Source organism: Nostoc sp. UIC 10890 (genome assembly GCF_054786515.1).
Genome location: NZ_JBSGKF010000001.1, coordinates 5,294,669 through 5,312,395, shown reverse-complemented (window position 1 = coordinate 5,312,395; position 17,727 = coordinate 5,294,669). Strand labels below are relative to the sequence as shown.

Genomic DNA, 17,727 nt, shown 5'->3' with positions numbered 1-17,727 from the left:
TGTTCTCTGCGCCTCTACGAAAAAAAAGGCGAACTCGAAAGTTCGCCTGTAACATAGTGTTATGCTGTTGCTCAATCGAAACCGAAATTTAAATCTTCGCTTCTTCTCTCACCAACTTATCCCAACCCAAATCTTTCAAATTATTATTCCGACGCAACGGACGAGTCACCAACTCTAACATGTCACGCGCATTCGTAAAGCCGTGAATTTGAGCAAAAGTGAACTCCACAGACCACTTAGTATTAATACCCCGTGCTTCCAACGGATTCGCGTGAGCCATACCAGTAATTACCAAGTCTGGTTTCAACTCATAAATCCGTTGAAGTTGATTGTAATTATCCGGCTTCTCTACAATCCTTGGCAGAGGTGAATTCATTTCCTGGCAAGTTTTCTCCAGCAATGCCAACTCAGCAGCTTGATAGCGCTTATCCATGTAGGGAATGCCGATTTCGTGAACAGTCATCCCACAACGGATTAAGAATCTGGCTTGGGAGATTTCCAGTAAGTTATCACCCATGAAGAATACAGATTTACCACGAATCAATTTCACATAATCTTCCAAACCTGCCCAAATTTGTGCTTCCCGTTCATCCAAACCCTTGGGAGTAATACCAAACACCGAGCAGATTTTCTCAATCCAAGCGCGAGTACCATCGGGGCCAATGGGGAAGGGTGCGCCAATGAGTTTACACTTGCGGCGGCGCATTAAGGTGGTAGCTGTGCGGCTGAGGAAGGGGTTAACACCAGCGACATAATACCCTTCTTCCAATACTGGCAGTTCAGTGAAGCGCTTCGCGGGTAGCCAGCCGGAAACTTTGATGCCTTGTTTCTTCAGTTCTAAGGTTAACTGAGTCACTACGGGGTCGGGAAGGGAACCAAAGAGAACTAAGGGTGGATGATCCACGTACTCAGATTCATCTTGGGCGACATCTTCTTTCTTTTTACCGAAGTTGAGCAATTTAGCGATCGCATTTCGTTCACTTTTCTCTGTTTCCGCCACCGGAGCCTTATCAGGACAACGGTTAGCCATCGCTGCTAATACGGTGTCTTCTCCTTGGGTAAAGGCGTAATCTAGACCATTTGCCCGCGCTACAACGATGGGAATTCCGATTTCGGATTCTAGTTTTGGTGCTAAACCTTCCAAATCTGTTTTGATAATTTCGGTGGTGCAAGTGCCAATCCAGACAATTACACTAGGATTGCGATCGCGTTTAATTTGCAAGCACAACCGCTTTAACTCTTCATAATCACTCAGCTGTGCCGAAATATCGCCCTCTTCCAACTCTGCCATTGCATAGCGGGGTTCAGCAAAAATCATCACCCCCATCGCGTTTTGCAGGAAGTAGCCACAAGTTTTTGTCCCAATCACCAAAAAGAAGCTATCTTCAATTTTTTGGTATAACCACGCCACGCAGCTAATTGGGCAAAAGGTATGGTAATTTCCAGTTTCACATTCAAAGCTTAAAGCTTCTGGTTGTTGAGCGACAGTCATTTTGGTTTTTTCTCCCCTTGATATTTAATGGCAGTTCAACCAATTTCAGATTTTAGATTGATAATTTTGGATTGAAGGCTGGGACAACAAAAGTATCCTCTGTCTAACGACAATTTCCCTAATTCCTCATCCAAAACCCCAAATCTAAAACTTAAAATTGTGAGGAACGGCAATAATTAAGCGTTGGGGAAGAGACGGGCAATTTCTGATTCATCAAAAACGCCTGCTGGCAGTTCTTCCCCCAAAAAATCGTTACTTTCTTCAGCCTTCTGCAAAGCTGTTTCATCACCCCAGACATCTGATAACACGTCTTTAAACGCATTCTCATCTAGTGAACTATCTTCAAGTTCCTCCTCTTCATCCAGCTTTACTTCCATCGCAGCTGTTGAATCGAAGGCAATTTCCCCAAACTCATCTGCTTCTAAACTAGAGGTTTGGAGAGACTCATCTTTTGAGTTGTGTCCGTTGGTCAAGGAAATATCGCCAAAGCCATCCTCGGTTTCCTCCAACTCGCTGATCCCAAAGCTTTCATCCTCAGAATCCACCATTGTGAACTCTTGAACTACCGCCACCGCCGCAAAGCCATTTGTATGAGAATGTGTCAATGTTTCATCTTCAGGCTTTTCGTCAATGACATCTGCTGCTGCTTCCACGAATCTCTCGACATCTGGGTTGACGACGAAGCGATTACCGAGAGCTAAATCTGGGTCAAAATGCAAATCCAGTACGTCAATTAGGGTATCGGCGTCAGGATTAAGTTTGGCAAAGGGCAACATTAACTGCGCTAGCTTTGGTTCTAGGGCGTTAAGAACTCCCAGGATGAGGTAAGAAGGTGGTCGCTTCCCGCCATCAGGGGTGTACACTGATTCCACTTGCATGTGCAGGGTAATCCAGTCTCGATTATTCTGGAAAAATTGCAACCACTTTTGCTTTATTGAATCCGTAAAGCTATGAAAGAATGCCATGTTATTGTCCCCCATCCTGAGAACTTGGTGATTTATACAATCATCAAGTCTAGTTCCTCTTCTGAATTAGGAACCTGGGGTTTACCCGGATTTAGATAAAAATCGGACAACAAAGAGAACAACTCCCGATCTGGTGTGTCGTTCGGTACAACACCTTCAGGACGCGCTAGAATTTGGTCGGCGATGTTGAGATAGTAGTCGCAAACGTAGTCTAGGGAAGGATCTTGCTCTGCCATCTCAAACAAAGTTTTCCCTTTCACACGGGAAACACGGATATCTTCAATTAAAGGTAAAACTTCCAAAACTGGCATTGGCACAGCTTCTATATATTTTTCAATCAAGTCGCGCTTGGATGTGCGGTTGCCAATTAACCCAGCTAAACGCAGTGGGTGAGTTCTTGCTTTTTCGCGGACTGAAGCAGCAATCCGATTGGCAGCAAATAAAGCATCAAAGCCGTTGTCTGTAACAATCAGGCAGTAATCTGCATAGTTGAGTGGTGCTGCAAAACCACCGCAAACTACGTCACCCAGAACGTCAAAAAGAATTACATCGTACTCATCAAAGGCGTTGAGTTCTTTAAGTAATTTTACGGTTTCACCCACTACGTAACCGCCACATCCAGCACCCGCAGGTGGACCACCAGCTTCTACGCAATCAACACCGCCGTAGCCTTTATAAATCACATCTTCCGGCCAGACATCCTCGTAGTGATAATCCTTTTCTTGGAGGGTGTCGATAATTGTCGGAATCAAAAACCCAGTCAGGGTAAAGGTACTGTCATGTTTGGGGTCGCAACCAATTTGCAGCACTTTCTTGCCACGTTTAGCTAGGGCGACGGATATATTACAGCTAGTTGTGGATTTGCCGATACCACCTTTTCCGTAGACTGCTAGTTTCACTGTTGTTTCCCTCTTATAGCTTCTTGTCAAACTTGTGGCTCAAACATTTGCCTTCACCTGTCCTGAGATGGCGATGCGTGAGGTCTGTGAATTTCATTATTGGGCAAGTTACATAGAAAAGAAAGTGGCTCTTGATTTGTAAAACGGTCTAATATGATGAATTAAAAATTAATTATATGTATTTAGGCTTTTATAAACTTAAAAGACTTCAATAGCTCTAAAAATAGCTAAAAAAAAGTTTTTATTACTTACTTTTATAAAAAGAGTTACAAAATACAAAAAGCTATAATAGGCTTTTTTAAATGCTTTTCATGGAATTAACTGATGTTTATACAACGTGTTTTCAGGGCATTGGGGCGCAGGGTGAAGAGTAAAGCGAGGTATATGCAGCCCTATGCTGAAAATAATATTGGAATTTGCGTTAGCGTAGCTCACCGTACCACTTCATCGAAGCAAGCTACGCGTAGCGTCCGTCTGCGACACCCTGCGCGAACGTAGAGAAGGTATCGCAGATAAGTTGCCAGTTTTTAGTCGATAGTCACAACAGTTTAATTGCTGCTTGAGAGTAAGTTAGTGTGATTTTGTAAAAAATTATTAAATTACCAGATATTGTCTAATATTATTCAAATATTTTGGCTGCCGCCTGTGAAGAAGGCAGCAGCACACTAATAGGCATTACCAGTCAGAGAATTCGGAAAGAGGCAAATCAGGACACTTCAGTTTCAATTTCCTGGATTTCCTGTAATGTTTGCCAGCCAGCTTGCCACTGGGAGTTATCTTGTAATAATTTGGCATTTATCCAGAAACGGACTTTAGGATCACAAGCAGAAACCATTTCGGCATAAACCCACTTAGCCTGATTTTTACGATTTACTACTTGGAAGTGCCGCCAGCCATCAACTTTTTGCTGTGCTGTCCACTTAGAACCAACTAGGTAAGGAAATTTTTGTTTTTTAGTCATTTGTCATTTGTCATTCGTCATTTGTCATTCGTCATTGGGAAAACACTTTCTTTATCTCTAGTCCCCAATCCCCAACTAAGCCAAATCACCGTTACGGGTAAACTTCTGGCAATGCAACTCACTATCTTGCTGGACACATAGCGAAAACCATCTTATATGACTCCAGCAGGTATTGATGTTGTTGGTAATTTTGCGCTTTTTCTTAGAAAGGCGTTGCCTTACAACTTCATTAGGGCACAGAATTTCTAACGTACCCGTACCATCTTCGTAATCGACAATCCGAAATAGACAATCTTGCAACATAGCCCGACTGCTGCTGTCGAAGAACCGCTTAAACCGCTGTAGCTTTTCACCTTCAGTCATTTGGCTGATGGGTTTTATTTTAAATAACTCTTCATCCTCAAAGTCAAAGTCATCATCTTCAAAGTCGTAGGGGTCAATCATTTTCAGCATCCACTAGGCGACCTGGAATTATGGTAACTCTGTGTGGGGACAGGGAAGGTTTATGTAGATGACTGTGCAACAACTGTTAGATATATCTCAGTGAGATTCTGTAAAGTACACCTGTTGTTGTTTATATAGCCTTTATACTGTAATTAAAGGTCTACTGACCACCTCTTTAGATGCCTATCAGCAGCTATGGCGTTTAATTTACCAAAAATTCCCAACTGGGTAAAAATAGTTATCAGTTTTCTAGCGTCTTTATCGCTTGCGGCTTTTAGTGGTGTTATTGGCAACCAAGCAGATAAAGTTTTTTCAGAAAAGCTATTGCCTTTAATTAACGAGCCACTACCTGTCAAACTATGGGTTTTGGCTTTAGTTCTATTAATTACTCTGTTGCCGCTTTCATTGACTGCAATACACTATCATAAAGCGCATCAAATCGCAATCAAGCTTAACGAACTGGATGAATCTTTACTATTGCTTTTGCCTAAGTTAGATGTAAATCCAAACATTCATGAATCACTCAAGCGGCTCTTAGAGCAATTTATCGAAAAAACACTCAACATCATGCCACTTCTAGATGGTTGTGGTATTGCCATTTATGCACCAGATCCTAGTGATCCAGATTTTTTAACTACTTGGTGTCAATCACAATCACCAAATGAGTATGGAAATAAAGTACGTTTCTATATTGGTAAAGACTCTAATCCAAATCGGGGGTGTGCGGGTTGTACTTTCATTGACAAAAAACGACGGGTTGTACACTTATCACGCATAAATAATATGTGGCACGCGGATGATCCGCAATACGTTTTTAGCAAAGATAGAACTGGCCGTATTTTAGATTATGCAACATTGATTACTATACCAATAATCGGAGGTACGGATAGTTTAGGAGTTTTGTGTCTCTACAGCAGAGACGTGACAACTTTTGATTCTAAAGCCACACAAGAGTTGTTATTTGTAATTGCTAATCGCCTAGCTGGAGTTATGCTAGTAGCGCGTAATTACCAAGTACAACATTCAATTACTAATTAAAACTACAATTTCAGCACATAGATAGATACTATCTGAGTTTAATTAAGTCTTGATCTTTGTTTTGCCGCCAAGGAGATGCCAAAAAACGCCATAGCTTTGGCATGAGCTTATCTTTACTAGCTAATTCGAGGGTAACTGAACCATAATCTGTACCATATTTACGTTCAGCTTCCTGAAATTGGCTTAGGCTTTTCTTGCCGCGCATATACTCTTTCGATTCTCTCATTAACAGAGATTGACGTTCTTCGGCTGTTAAACTTCTTATATGAATATCTTTCACCTTTTTCACCACTATTAAATAACGATAGATAATTTTACTGGTTTATATTTAGTTTTTATGCATTTTCTGACAAGAATCTTTTCATGACAGATCGTAGTATTATATATTCATTTTACTCAATTTATCCATAAAACTAGCTGCGACTCCCTAGAAACTCATTATATTCATTGTGCTAGCACTCTGTTAACAGAAATTTACTGAATCTCAGTAATAAGTTAATTTAAATTAAATTTCTGATGATTATGGTGCTAGGATGCTCAGGGCGATCGCTTTAGTGTGTCTTGAGCCTGGGAAATTTGTTTGTAGACGAACCAAAAAACGGTAGCAAAACCAGCAAGGGCGGTAATACTACTACTCTACAAAGACGTGAAGACCGATCCAGCTAAGAGCTTACCTTTTTTTACAATGTCTTTATGGGAGACTATTTGTCTCTCTGTGCCTTGTGCGCCTAGAGTGGTTTCTCTAAAAGCCTGCCTATATGCAACCTACTAATCCTAATCAATTTACAGAAAAAGCCTGGGAAGCGATCGCCCATACCCCGGATATTGTTAAACAATATCAACAACAGCAGATAGAAAGTGAACACCTGATGAAGGCGTTGCTAGAACAAGATGGTCTAGCAACAGGGATTCTCACAAAAGCGGGTGTTAACCTCCAAAAACTGCGCGATCGCACTGAACAATTTTTTAAACGTCAGCCGAAAGTATCTGGTAGCAGCAGTTCTGTCTACTTGGGACGTAGCTTGGATACGCTTTTAGACCGAGCAGATGGGTATCGCAAAGAGTTTCAAGACGAATATATTTCAATTGAACACTTATTGCTGGCTTACGCTAAAGATGACCGCTTTGGCAAAGCTTTATTCCAAGAATTCGGTTTAGACGAAGGCAAGCTAAAAAATATTATTAAACAAATTCGTGGGAGCCAAAAAGTGACCGACCAAAATCCAGAAGGCAAATACGAAGCACTGGAAAAATACGGGCGTGACCTCACCGAAGCTGCACGTAAAGGTCAACTCGATCCAGTGATTGGACGGGATGATGAGATTCGTCGCACTGTCCAAATTCTCTCTCGCCGGACTAAAAATAACCCTGTGCTAATTGGTGAACCAGGTGTTGGGAAAACTGCGATCGCAGAAGGATTAGCACAGCGCATTATCGCAGGTGATGTACCCCAATCCCTCAAAGACCGCAAGCTGATTTCTTTAGATATGGGTGCTTTGATTGCGGGGGCAAAATTCCGGGGTGAATTTGAAGAACGCCTGAAAGCAGTATTAAAAGAAGTTACTGAATCTGGCGGCAATATTGTTTTATTTATTGATGAAATTCACACCGTTGTCGGCGCTGGTGCAACCCAAGGCGCGATGGATGCGGGTAACTTGTTAAAACCAATGTTGGCGCGGGGCGAATTGCGCTGTATTGGGGCGACAACTCTAGATGAATACCGCAAACATATCGAAAAAGATGCCGCACTAGAAAGACGCTTCCAGCAAGTTTATGTCGATCAGCCCAGTGTAGAAGATAGCATTTCGATTTTGCGCGGGTTGAGAGAACGTTATGAAAACCACCACGGGGTGAAGATTTCTGATAGCGCTTTAGTTGCAGCCGCCGTATTGTCGAGTCGTTATATTAGCGATCGCTTCCTCCCCGATAAAGCCATTGATTTGGTAGACGAAGCCGCCGCGAGATTAAAAATGGAGATAACCTCCAAACCAGAAGAACTCGACGAAATCGATCGCAAGATTCTGCAATTGGAAATGGAGAAGCTATCGCTGCAAAAAGAAAGCGATGCAGCTTCTCGTGAACGTCTAGAAAGACTCGAAAAAGAAATTGCTGATTTCAAAGAAGAACAAAGAACCCTGAATACTCAATGGCAGTCTGAAAAAGATATTATTGACAAAATTCAGTCTGTTAAAAAAGAGATTGAACGAGTTAATTTAGAGATTCAGCAAGCAGAACGCGACTATGACCTTAACCGCGCTGCGGAGTTGAAATACGGCAATTTAACCAGTTTGCATCGTCAATTGGAAACAGTAGAATCTGAATTGGCAAGCACTCAAAAAAGTGGTAAATCACTATTGCGGGAAGAAGTCACTGAAGCTGATATTGCCGAAATTATTTCTAAATGGACAGGAATTCCCATCAGCAAGTTGGTGGAATCTGAGAAAGATAAACTGCTGCATTTAGAAGATGAACTGCACCACCGCGTGATTGGACAAGAAGAAGCAGTTACAGCTGTAGCAGATGCAATTCAGCGATCGCGCGCTGGATTAGCCGATCCGAATCGTCCCATCGCTAGCTTTATTTTCCTTGGGCCTACAGGTGTGGGTAAAACCGAGTTGGCGAAAGCGCTGGCGGGGTTTATGTTCGATAGCGAAGATGCGCTGGTGCGAATCGATATGTCGGAATATATGGAGAAACATGCCGTCTCTCGCTTAATTGGTGCGCCTCCAGGATATGTGGGTTATGAAGAAGGCGGACAACTTACAGAAGCGATTCGTCGCCGTCCTTACTCAGTGATTCTCTTCGACGAAATCGAGAAAGCACACCCCGATGTCTTCAATATCTTCTTGCAAATTCTCGATGATGGTCGCGTCACTGATGCCCAAGGTCATAAGGTGGACTTTAAGAACGCTATTATCATCATGACCAGCAACATCGGTTCGCAGTATATTCTTGATGTCGCTGGAGATAACGCCCACTACGACGAAATGCGCCGTCGGGTGATGGAGGCGATGCGAAATAGTTTCCGTCCAGAATTCCTGAACCGGATTGACGAAATTATCATCTTCCACGGCTTAGATAAGAAGGAATTGCGCCAAATTGTACTACTGCAAGTGGAGAGATTGCGCCAAAGATTGAGCGATCGCAAAATATCCCTGAAACTCTCGGATACTGCACTTGACTTTTTAGCAGAAGTAGGATACGACCCCGTGTATGGGGCGCGTCCACTGAAGCGGGCGATTCAGCGAGAGTTGGAAACTCAAATTGCTAAATCCATCTTGCGCGGCGAATTCAACGACGGCGACACCATCTTTGTAGATGTCCAAAATGAGCGTCTTTCTTTTAGTCGCTTACCTGTCGAGGTATTTACTAGCTAATTGAAGCTCATCTCACGCCAAGACGCCAAGCTAAGCAAAAGCCTCTTGGCGTTTTTTTGTGAAACATTCCTAGGGTAGTAAGTAGAGTCGTTGGGACAAGGTAGGGGGAAAGAGAGTTTGAGCCTTGTTTACATTTATCTAGAAAGGCAGAGAGCAGAAAACAGTATTCCTTCTGCCTCCTGCCTTCTTCAATTACACAGTTTGGTTTTATTACGCCGACTTACTTAATTACGAATTACGAATTACGAATTACGAATTACGAATTACCTTAACCCTTACAAATAACTTGTCGCATTTTACGCATATTTGCAGGCAATTCTAAATTCATTGCTTGTTGAATGAAAATTGATGGAATTGGAATCAAAGGGGTAGCTTGGACAGTGTAAGCAAGTATCGTGCCATTACCACAATCTTTGAGTTCTAAATTGGCGTTAAAGTCCTCAAAAGTCCCTTTTTCCATGCGAAATTGAATTTGCTGCCCCAGCACTTCTACAACGTTGAGGTAAATTTCCACTTGAGCTGTGAAAAAGAAGAAGGCTTTTTGTGCTGCTTGATACAGACGTTTGACTTCACCTTTATGTAATACCTCGCTCTGGGTGATATCGGGAAAATATTGTACCCACCGGGGATAATCAGTTAATTGCTGCCAAACATGCGATCGCACCATCGGCAAATACATCCAGGCAGTCACCGCACCACCACATGTTTTGTGCGATCGCGTTTCTACAAAAATTTCACCCTGTACCAGCAACTTTTGCTTGTCTTGATTCCAAGCCATACCTGAACCTGCAATAATTGAGTCTGATATATAAGACGCAGACATAATGATTTAAGTTACTCCTCAACTCATCCACCTAAATGGAGTTGAAATTACAAGCCATAAAACTTGATTTAAATCCAACCCATTAAATTTAGTTCCAGTCTAATCCTTATTTTTTCCGGAAACAGTGATTTTTTGCTAATTATTTCAGTCACTTTACTGTAAAAACTGTATTCTTTCTCACAATTAACACAATTAGTACTTAAGTGAGTTTTATCAAAGTAATACTTGTAGATGAAAAACTGCATTATTAACAGCTAGAATTGCACAAAGACGAACTAATATCAAGTACCTGACCCCAACTTTTGGATAGCATATCTCGATTTTTACGTATTATTTCTGATGAAACTGCAACTTCATCGTAACTTCATATCTTAATTATCAATATTAAATGTAATGTCTGTTGAGTTGAGAGGAAAAGTAAGTGAGTCAATCTTCTTTAAATCGTAGATTAATCCAGATTTTTGGTATCCTTCTTGGCGTTAGCGTCGCCGTCTGGGTACTGAGAGGCTTTGGTATTCTCACCTTTATTCCAGGTGGAATAATTTGGCTATTGCTACTTGGGGCGATCGCAATTGGGATTATCAGTTACGCCCAAAGGACATGGTGGCGTTTTTAGTCATTTGTCATTGGTCATTGGTCATTTGTCATTTGTCATTGGCCTTTGATAAAGAGTTATTGGGTATATACCGCGCCACTCCTGGGCGAAAAAAACTATTGAAGCAATGCCAACAATTTACTAGGGGAAAGGAACATGGCAAAGTATCTATGTACTGTTTGCGGCTATGAATATGACCCAGAAGTAGGCGATCCAGATAGCGAGATAGCACCGGGAACAATGTTTGAAGATATACCAGATGATTGGTCATGCCCCGTTTGCGGTGCAACAAAAGAGGAATTTGAACTAGTTGAAGAGTGAAGATAACGGCTAGCCTAGTAAAGTACGTGCTATTGAGAAATTTTAGAACTTGCTACCGTTACAAATTGTAGTTATTGGGGGTGGGGCAGCGGGATTTTTTGGCGCGATCGCTTGTGCTAAAGCTAATCCTGAAGCCGAAGTTACTTTACTCGAAGCCAGTCGCCAACCTCTAGCGAAAGTGCTAATTTCTGGCGGTGGACGCTGCAACGTCACTCACGCTTGCTTTGATCCGGAGGAATTAGTGCAAAATTACCCCAGAGGTGCAAAAGCTTTGCGGGGTGCTTTGACTCGGTTTGGGCCTCAAGACACAGTAGCTTGGTTTGCTGCTAGTGGAGTCTATCTCAAAACGGAAGCTGATGGCCGGATGTTTCCTGTCACCAACACTTCAGAAACCATTGTGGAATGTCTAATTAAAGCGGTGGCGAAATCTGGGGTAAAACTCCGTATCGGTACACATGTAACTTCAGTGAAACGAACCTCAGCAGATGGGGGGTTTGATATTCTTTTGAAGTCGGGAGAGACAATTCAATGCGATCGCTTACTTTTGGCAACCGGTAGTAGCCTTGCGGGTTATAAAATTGTCCGAGAATTAGGTCATCAAATTGAACCGCCAGTACCTTCGTTATTTACCTTCAATATTGTCGATCAAAAGCTGCGGGATTTAGCTGGAGTTAGCGTTAACCCTGCCCAATTGCGGTTATCTGCCGGCGGAAAATCCAAATTACAACAAACTGGGCCATTGCTAATTACCCACTGGGGTTTGAGTGGCCCCGCTGTTTTGAAACTTTCTGCTTGGGGTGCAAGAGTTCTGCACGAAAGCCGCTATCAAGCCACATTATTGATTAATTGGCTACCTGATTTGCAACAAGAACAAGTGCGAGAAAAAGTTTTAGCAGTTAAGGATGAATGGGGAAAGAAAGCGATCGCATTGCATCGAGGCGTTGAGTTACCCCATCGTCTCTGGCAATATATCATTGCCCGTGTAGGCATTACTACAGAAGACCGTTGGGCAGAAATATCTAGTAAAACCTTAAATCAACTGGTGCAAGAACTTACTCAGGGACAATACTTAATCAACGGCAAAGGAGCCTTCAAAGAAGAATTTGTTACCTGTGGCGGCGTCAACCTCAAAGAAGTCAACTTCAAGACAATGGAAAGTAGATTAGTTCCTGGTCTTTATTTTGCCGGAGAAATCTTAGATATTGATGGCGTCACCGGCGGGTTTAACTTCCAAAGTGCTTGGACAACCGGGTATTTAGCAGGAATAGCAATGGCGACTAGCGATTAGTACCGCAAGGCGGAATTAAAAATTAAAAATTAAAAATGAAGACAGCGTAAGGGTTTTGTTGATTGGGAATGGGTGGTTTATTTCCGCCGTGCTGTACTAGTAGTCTGTCAATAAATAATTGATGGATAAATTCCTTGTAGAGACGGCGATTTATCGCGTCTCTCTAACCTGAGCGCCGACTTTCAGCGCTCAGACTTTTCTGCGTGTTAACCTCAATCCATTTACAAAATATCTACGAAGAAGCGATCGCTACTTAACTATATTTACTTATCAAAATTCATACTAATCCTTTCGCATTTCCCACCTTGCCACTCCACATTCACACCAGCCACCCTAGAGAAGGCAAATTTTTCCGGGTGTATTACTTTTTTCATGAAAAATATATGATCACTGATAAAAATACTGCGTCTGAAATTACGTTACACGCTAGCCAGTATATGCTGCATGGTTTTCCAGTACTTGGTGTTCCTGATGAGGAGCGTGCTGTTAAATACTTCAGTCTCAATCCATTTCTGCCAAATGCCCAGAATCGTTGTCCAATTGAATGTGCCTATTGTGTCTGTCATCAAGACCGTGACTGGCATCATTATCCACAAAACTTTCAGGATGTCTCATCTCCGGTTGACCTGCTTGATATTTTGCTAGACTGCATTTTTGCTACAGAGGAAGGACAAAAGGGTTTTCCGATTTCACTATGCGACTACTCTGATCCCTTTATTCCAGCCCATCGAGAACGTGTACTCTCAATTCTGGATGCACTGATTGACCGCAAAGCCGCCAACATAGTCTACATCACCACTAAAGTCCATCCTGGTCAATCTTTTCTAGAGCGCCTCAAAACAACTCTAGAGCGACCTAATTCACTTCGAGTCACTGTCTTTGTCAGTCTACCACCCTTGAAACCAGGCTATGAGCAAGCCTCAATTCAGAGTCGGGTACAGTTGCTACAAGATTTAGTAAAACTTGGCATTCCGTGTTGTTGGTATCTGCGTCCACTGGTTGAAGAGTGGTTTGATGAAGCTTTAATGTGGCAATTAGCACGCACACTGTTACCTCATGTTTCCCGTCATGTTATTTTGTCTGGGCTTGTCATGTCTGAGGAGATTGAAGCGAGTCTGTTAAAACAAGAGTTAATCGTTCCAGAATGGGATCGTACACAACCAGGACGTAAGCAATACTTGTCATTGGAGTTCGAGTCAAAACTGCGCTCAATTCTCAGCACAGTTGCTAGTGAACAAAGTATTTCCCTCGGCCCAGTGATGGGACATCGGCTGTGCGGTACTAACGGCAATCATGCCTATGGCTGCTTGATTTGCGCCAAACAAAACCGTTATTGCCAACTTTTTCAACTTCATCACTATGGTGAAACGATCGCAGCCGAAGATAATCAACGCCTCAAAACACTACTGATAGGCTCATCTTTACAACGAGAGCCATCAAAAGAAGAATGTCGGTAAAGTATTCCAACCTGAAGCGAAGTTAAGAAAAATCTGATTAGCTTACTGCTACGCGTCTACAAAATTATTGTATTGGAACATAAAGAGGGAAAATTATTTTGCCATCATAGATCAATTTTGAACACACCCAACAATGAAATTCAGCGAAATCCTCCGTCAATTTGGTGACGCGGCCACCAATAATAGCCTGACTAGCAACCCAGACCAAGACCCAGAAATTACAGGGGTAGCAGCCATTGATGAAGCTAGCATCGGTACTCTCTGTTACGTAGAAGGTGCAAAATTTAAATCTTTTGTCGGCAATACCAATGCTAGTGCTTTAATTTTGCCCCAAGATGAAAAATTACAGGCGCTTGCACAAGAGAGGGGTATTGTTTGGCTAGCAACCCCAGATCCGCGATTATTGTTTGCCAAAGCGATCGCACTTTTTTACCAACCATATCGCCCTACCCCAGAAATTCATCCCACAGCTGTGATTCACTCTACCGCAAAAGTTGGTAGTGATGTTTATATTGGCCCTCATGCTGTGATTCAACAAGGGGTAGAAATTGGCAATGGCGCAATCATTCATCCCAATGTAGTGATTTATCCAGATGTCAAAATAGGTGATCGCACCACCTTACACGCCAACTGTACCATCCACGAACGCACCCGCATCGGTGCAGATTGCGTCATTCACAGTGGTGCTGTCATTGGTGCAGAAGGCTTTGGTTTTGTTCCTACCCGTGCTGGTTGGTTCAAAATGGAACAATCCGGCTATACAGTTTTAGAAGATGGTGTGGAAATTGGCTGCAACACCGCCATTGACCGCCCAGCAGTCGGAGAAACACGAGTAGGTCGCAATACAGTAATTGATAACTTAGTCCAAATAGGTCACGGTTGCCAAATTGGTTCTGGCTGTGCGATCGCAGGTCAAGTTGGGATGGCGGGAGGTGTTAAACTGGGAAATCGCGTTATTTTAGCTGGACAAACAGGCATAGCCAATCAAGTGAAGATGGGAGATGGGGCGATCGCATCTGCTCAAACTGGAATTCACAGCGATGTTGCACCAGGAGAAATTGTCTGCGGAACACCAGCCATTCCTCACAAACTATATCTCAAGGTATCTGCTGTTTATGGCCGCCTGCCAGATATGTATCAATCGCTAAAACAGTTGCAACGTAAATTCAAAAATAGCAATGATTAAGCTACTGCTGTAGTGACGCTCTCCCGCTACACCGCAAGCGGTGTAGCGGGAGCGTCTAACCTCACGATTAGAATTTGCTGATTCACAGGACTGGCAACCCAGTATCCTCCACAGCCAGCAACGACCCGTCCAGACCGTTGTTTTGAACAAGTACAAACTCTTTGAAAAGTATGTTCAACCTATTACGCACACAGTTTTACCTAGACCGCGATTCATGTCTAGAGCCCCATACCATGAATTCATCGGTTCAGTAGTTTAGCAGTGCGAATTACCGCTACTCTGCTATTACAATAGTAACCCGAAACGCTTACCATACAAGGCTTTTAGTTGTGAAGATTGCAAAAAGAATGCTGACTTCGGGGGCATTGAACCCCACTCAGCCAGCCCTCCTATCCCCCGACGCTCAAAGACTCGCTACCGCAAGCTATCACCGCCAAGCTTCGCTGTGGCGGGAGTACCCCGGAGGCTTAGATGGATTTAAATCCCTGATTTTTTAATAAGTTGGAGATTTGGGCAGCAACTTTATCAAGACTTAGGCAAACAATAACCGAAAAGAATGATTTTCAGGTAGGGGAAATTCATGAATTGCTCCTACAGCATATAGTTTTGCGTAAGTCCTATTTATAAGAATGTTGGCTGAAAACCCCAAAGTTGAATTTGGGGGACGGCAGTTGCGATGAGTCGAGAAAACCGCCCTAACCATTTCATAAAATCTTACTTTTTTCTTGACTACATCTTCATCAAACTCAAATTTTACAGTTGGTTCAGCATTTTATGCGTCTGGGGTATTACACGCACGTGCCTGACAAAGCCCTTCATCAAAGCTTGCCACGTCAAAACCTGATCGCTCGAAGGCGCAAGCATAGGTATTGGGGAAAATTGTTCAGATACTGCCAAAGGCGTAACAGGTTGTAAAAATACTGAGATATCTGGACTAACCTCTGCCACCAAGGAAGCTGAACGTTCTAACTCGGCGGGATCTGTGTTTTGAGACACAATTATCTTGACAAAAACATTTAAATATGAGTCATAACATAACTGGAGAAATTTACTATGTTCTTGCCAATGACTTTCGCCACTAACACTGGGCAATTTGAAATCCATACCTACAGAGTCTAAGTAGGGGAGAATCATTGCTAGTTGTTCTGGGCGATGTCCGCCAGTTTCTAAGTATATAGGTAGACCAGTTATGGCTCGCACTTGGGGTAGAAACTGCGTTAGAAATGAGGCATGAAGAAGTGGTTCGCCTCCAGTTAAGCTAATGCTATCGTGTAGACAAGGTAGATTTTGCTGTTCCACCCATTCGATTAAGATGGGTAATGGGACAGGGTTAGAGTGGATTTCAAAGTCGCGCAATCCAGGCGATCGCTCTATCCGACAAGTTGCAGGTGCATTCCAAGTGTGGGCACTATCACAAAAGTGACAGCGCAAATCACACAAAGCAAAACGAATAAATATCTGACGCGTCCCTACATTCAGTCCTTCCCCTTGAATGGCAGAAAAGACCTCAACCAGGCGTGCGGTAGGTGTAACCGTATTTTTAGCAATCATTTGATGAGAGCAACGCGATCGCGCTGCGTCGGCACAACAGCAAGGATGTTTTTTGGCTTCTTGTTCTATTGTGAATCGTCGCTAGCGATCTCCAATCTCAGCCCCGGTAAATAGCAATTAGTCCTTACTACTACTGATTCCAATATTAGGTTAGGTAATTTTGTAGGACAAAATAATGTTTGGCAGATTACATTATACATGGCAACGAAAGTGCAAAGCTTCATGACTAGCCAACCGACAGAGGTCGATTTTCCAGTTAATTCCATAAATGACACGGCTATAGTGCAGGTGCCCGCGCGGTTGAGCGTGCTGGAGGCTTTAGGGTTTAAGCAAACCTGCCAAGGCTTAATCCAGCCCAATTCACATCCCAAGCAAATCATTATTGATTTTCACCAAACTACTTTTATGGATAGCAGTGGTTTAGGGGCCCTGGTCAGTAATTTTAAATACGCCCAGACCAAAGGGATTACATTAACACTGCGGAATGTAACACCTCAGGTAATGGCAGTCTTAAAACTCACCGGATTGGATCAGGTCTTTCCCCTAGAGCTTGTGGACGATGGGTCGTTAATCAAACAAGAAGACTTAGTAGATAATCGGAAGACAACTTCCCGTAAAGTAGAGCAGTTACCCACTACTCATCCTTCTGTGGCATCTTGGATGAAACGGTTATTAGACATTGTGGGATCTGTGGTCGGTTTATTAATTACAGGAGTTTTGTTTATTCCGATTGCGATCGCTATTCAAATTAACGATCCCGGCCCAATTTTCTTTAGTCAAACCCGCTGTGGCTGGATGGGTAAGCGGTTTCAGATTTGGAAATTCCGCTCTATGTGTGTGGATGCGGAAGCGAAGAAATCCCAAGTCAAAAACCAAGTGCAAGGTGCTTTTTTCAAGAATGATAATGATCCCAGAATTACCAAAGTAGGGCGTTTTTTACGGCGAACTAGTCTTGATGAACTGCCACAATTTTGGAACGTCCTCAAAGGACAAATGAGTTTAGTAGGTACTCGACCACCTACACCTGATGAAGTAGAACGCTACGAAGTACCAGAGTGGCAACGTTTAGATGTGAAACCCGGTATGACTGGCGAATGGCAGGTAAACGGGCGTTCTACAGTCCGTAGTTTTGAAGATGTAATTCGTCTGGATTTGCAGTACCAAAAAAATTGGAGTTTGGTGTACGATTTAAAGCTAATTTTCAAAACTATAGCTATTCTGTTTAATAGAAACAGTGGTGCTGTTTAGCTAAATTACCCTTATTCACAATTTTTTGCTAACTCCCAACTTTCACAATAATTGTTAGATACACCCAAGTCTAAACATAGGC

The 17,727-nt window shown here is 42.7% G+C and carries 16 protein-coding genes; 8 read left to right on the top strand and 8 right to left on the bottom strand.

The features are described from left to right. Positions 1–88: 88 nt before the first annotated feature. The 5 genes from ACWATR_RS22050 to ACWATR_RS22030 form a co-directional block, all read right to left on the bottom strand. Entirely contained in the window at positions 89–1,492 is a 1,404-nt protein-coding gene (locus tag ACWATR_RS22050; protein WP_163939065.1) for a ferredoxin:protochlorophyllide reductase (ATP-dependent) subunit N, read from the bottom strand. Positions 1,493–1,668: 176 nt separating this feature from the next. Continuing rightward, positions 1,669–2,457 carry a DUF5331 domain-containing protein gene (locus ACWATR_RS22045; RefSeq protein WP_460337014.1) on the bottom strand — a complete coding sequence of 263 codons (789 nt, stop codon included), beginning with the start codon at positions 2,455–2,457 and terminating at the stop codon, positions 1,669–1,671. Between the two features lie 32 nt (positions 2,458–2,489). Then, positions 2,490–3,356 (bottom strand): ferredoxin:protochlorophyllide reductase (ATP-dependent) iron-sulfur ATP-binding protein, encoded by an 867-nt coding sequence (gene bchL, locus ACWATR_RS22040; protein WP_012410753.1) that lies wholly within the window; start codon positions 3,354–3,356, stop codon positions 2,490–2,492. Between the two features lie 706 nt (positions 3,357–4,062). Next, positions 4,063–4,317 (bottom strand): TIGR02450 family Trp-rich protein, encoded by a 255-nt coding sequence (locus tag ACWATR_RS22035; protein ID WP_460337009.1) that lies wholly within the window; start codon positions 4,315–4,317, stop codon positions 4,063–4,065. A gap of 75 nt (positions 4,318–4,392) precedes the next feature. Continuing rightward, on the bottom strand, positions 4,393–4,761 hold the full coding sequence (locus ACWATR_RS22030) for a hypothetical protein (RefSeq protein ID WP_460337006.1): 369 nt from the start codon (positions 4,759–4,761) through the stop codon (positions 4,393–4,395). Between the two features lie 195 nt (positions 4,762–4,956). On the opposite strand from ACWATR_RS22030, the gene ACWATR_RS22025 reads away from it, so the two are divergent. Continuing rightward, entirely contained in the window at positions 4,957–5,799 is an 843-nt protein-coding gene (locus tag ACWATR_RS22025; protein WP_460337003.1) for a GAF domain-containing protein, read from the top strand. A gap of 28 nt (positions 5,800–5,827) precedes the next feature. Here the strand turns inward: ACWATR_RS22025 and ACWATR_RS22020 are convergent, their stop codons facing one another. After that, positions 5,828–6,079, bottom strand: coding sequence for a hypothetical protein (locus ACWATR_RS22020; protein ID WP_460337001.1), 252 nt, complete (start codon positions 6,077–6,079; stop codon positions 5,828–5,830). A 478-nt stretch (positions 6,080–6,557) separates the two neighbouring features. On the opposite strand from ACWATR_RS22020, the gene clpB reads away from it, so the two are divergent. Continuing rightward, positions 6,558–9,176 carry an ATP-dependent chaperone ClpB gene (clpB, locus tag ACWATR_RS22015; RefSeq protein WP_460336998.1) on the top strand — a complete coding sequence of 873 codons (2,619 nt, stop codon included), beginning with the start codon at positions 6,558–6,560 and terminating at the stop codon, positions 9,174–9,176. A gap of 268 nt (positions 9,177–9,444) precedes the next feature. On the opposite strand, the gene ACWATR_RS22010 is transcribed toward clpB, so the two are convergent. Beyond that, entirely contained in the window at positions 9,445–9,999 is a 555-nt protein-coding gene (locus ACWATR_RS22010) for an SRPBCC family protein (protein WP_460336995.1), read from the bottom strand. Positions 10,000–10,420: 421 nt separating this feature from the next. Here ACWATR_RS22010 and ACWATR_RS22005 point away from each other — a divergent pair, with 421 nt between their 5' ends. The 5 genes from ACWATR_RS22005 to lpxD all read left to right on the top strand — a co-directional run bounded on the left by ACWATR_RS22005 (position 10,421) and on the right by lpxD (position 14,846). Beyond that, complete coding sequence (locus ACWATR_RS22005; protein ID WP_069070730.1) at positions 10,421–10,615, top strand: hypothetical protein; 195 nt, start codon at positions 10,421–10,423, stop codon at positions 10,613–10,615. Positions 10,616–10,750: 135 nt separating this feature from the next. Next, entirely contained in the window at positions 10,751–10,915 is a 165-nt protein-coding gene (gene rd / locus ACWATR_RS22000; protein WP_069070731.1) for a rubredoxin, read from the top strand. Positions 10,916–10,964: 49 nt separating this feature from the next. Beyond that, the gene (locus ACWATR_RS21995; protein WP_460336991.1) at positions 10,965–12,203 is read left to right on the top strand and encodes a BaiN/RdsA family NAD(P)/FAD-dependent oxidoreductase; all 1,239 of its coding nucleotides are present in this window, start codon (positions 10,965–10,967) and stop codon (positions 12,201–12,203) included. A gap of 383 nt (positions 12,204–12,586) precedes the next feature. After that, entirely contained in the window at positions 12,587–13,660 is a 1,074-nt protein-coding gene (locus ACWATR_RS21990) for a hypothetical protein (protein WP_460336988.1), read from the top strand. A gap of 133 nt (positions 13,661–13,793) precedes the next feature. Then, positions 13,794–14,846 (top strand): UDP-3-O-(3-hydroxymyristoyl)glucosamine N-acyltransferase, encoded by a 1,053-nt coding sequence (gene lpxD / locus ACWATR_RS21985; protein WP_460336985.1) that lies wholly within the window; start codon positions 13,794–13,796, stop codon positions 14,844–14,846. A 753-nt stretch (positions 14,847–15,599) separates the two neighbouring features. On the opposite strand, the gene ACWATR_RS21980 is transcribed toward lpxD, so the two are convergent. Further along, positions 15,600–16,397: a 7-carboxy-7-deazaguanine synthase QueE gene (locus tag ACWATR_RS21980; protein ID WP_420758870.1), complete on the bottom strand. Its 798-nt coding sequence runs from the start codon at positions 16,395–16,397 to the stop codon at positions 15,600–15,602. A gap of 198 nt (positions 16,398–16,595) precedes the next feature. Between ACWATR_RS21980 and ACWATR_RS21975 the strand changes: the two genes are divergently transcribed. Further along, entirely contained in the window at positions 16,596–17,645 is a 1,050-nt protein-coding gene (locus ACWATR_RS21975; protein ID WP_460336982.1) for an anti-sigma factor antagonist, read from the top strand. Positions 17,646–17,727: the final 82 nt, after the last annotated feature.

Coding starts and splice junctions, on each gene's coding strand:
- ACWATR_RS22050 (WP_163939065.1), bottom strand. CDS start 1,492: ATGACTGTCGCTCAACAACCAGAAGCTTTAAGCTTTGAATGTGAAACT.
- ACWATR_RS22045 (WP_460337014.1), bottom strand. CDS start 2,457: ATGGCATTCTTTCATAGCTTTACGGATTCAATAAAGCAAAAGTGGTTG.
- ACWATR_RS22035 (WP_460337009.1), bottom strand. CDS start 4,317: ATGACTAAAAAACAAAAATTTCCTTACCTAGTTGGTTCTAAGTGGACA.
- ACWATR_RS22030 (WP_460337006.1), bottom strand. CDS start 4,761: ATGATTGACCCCTACGACTTTGAAGATGATGACTTTGACTTTGAGGAT.
- ACWATR_RS22025 (WP_460337003.1), top strand. CDS start 4,957: ATGGCGTTTAATTTACCAAAAATTCCCAACTGGGTAAAAATAGTTATC.
- clpB (WP_460336998.1), top strand. CDS start 6,558: ATGCAACCTACTAATCCTAATCAATTTACAGAAAAAGCCTGGGAAGCG.
- ACWATR_RS22010 (WP_460336995.1), bottom strand. CDS start 9,999: ATGTCTGCGTCTTATATATCAGACTCAATTATTGCAGGTTCAGGTATG.
- rd (WP_069070731.1), top strand. CDS start 10,751: ATGGCAAAGTATCTATGTACTGTTTGCGGCTATGAATATGACCCAGAA.
- ACWATR_RS21990 (WP_460336988.1), top strand. CDS start 12,587: ATGATCACTGATAAAAATACTGCGTCTGAAATTACGTTACACGCTAGC.
- lpxD (WP_460336985.1), top strand. CDS start 13,794: ATGAAATTCAGCGAAATCCTCCGTCAATTTGGTGACGCGGCCACCAAT.
- ACWATR_RS21980 (WP_420758870.1), bottom strand. CDS start 16,397: ATGATTGCTAAAAATACGGTTACACCTACCGCACGCCTGGTTGAGGTC.
- ACWATR_RS21975 (WP_460336982.1), top strand. CDS start 16,596: ATGGCAACGAAAGTGCAAAGCTTCATGACTAGCCAACCGACAGAGGTC.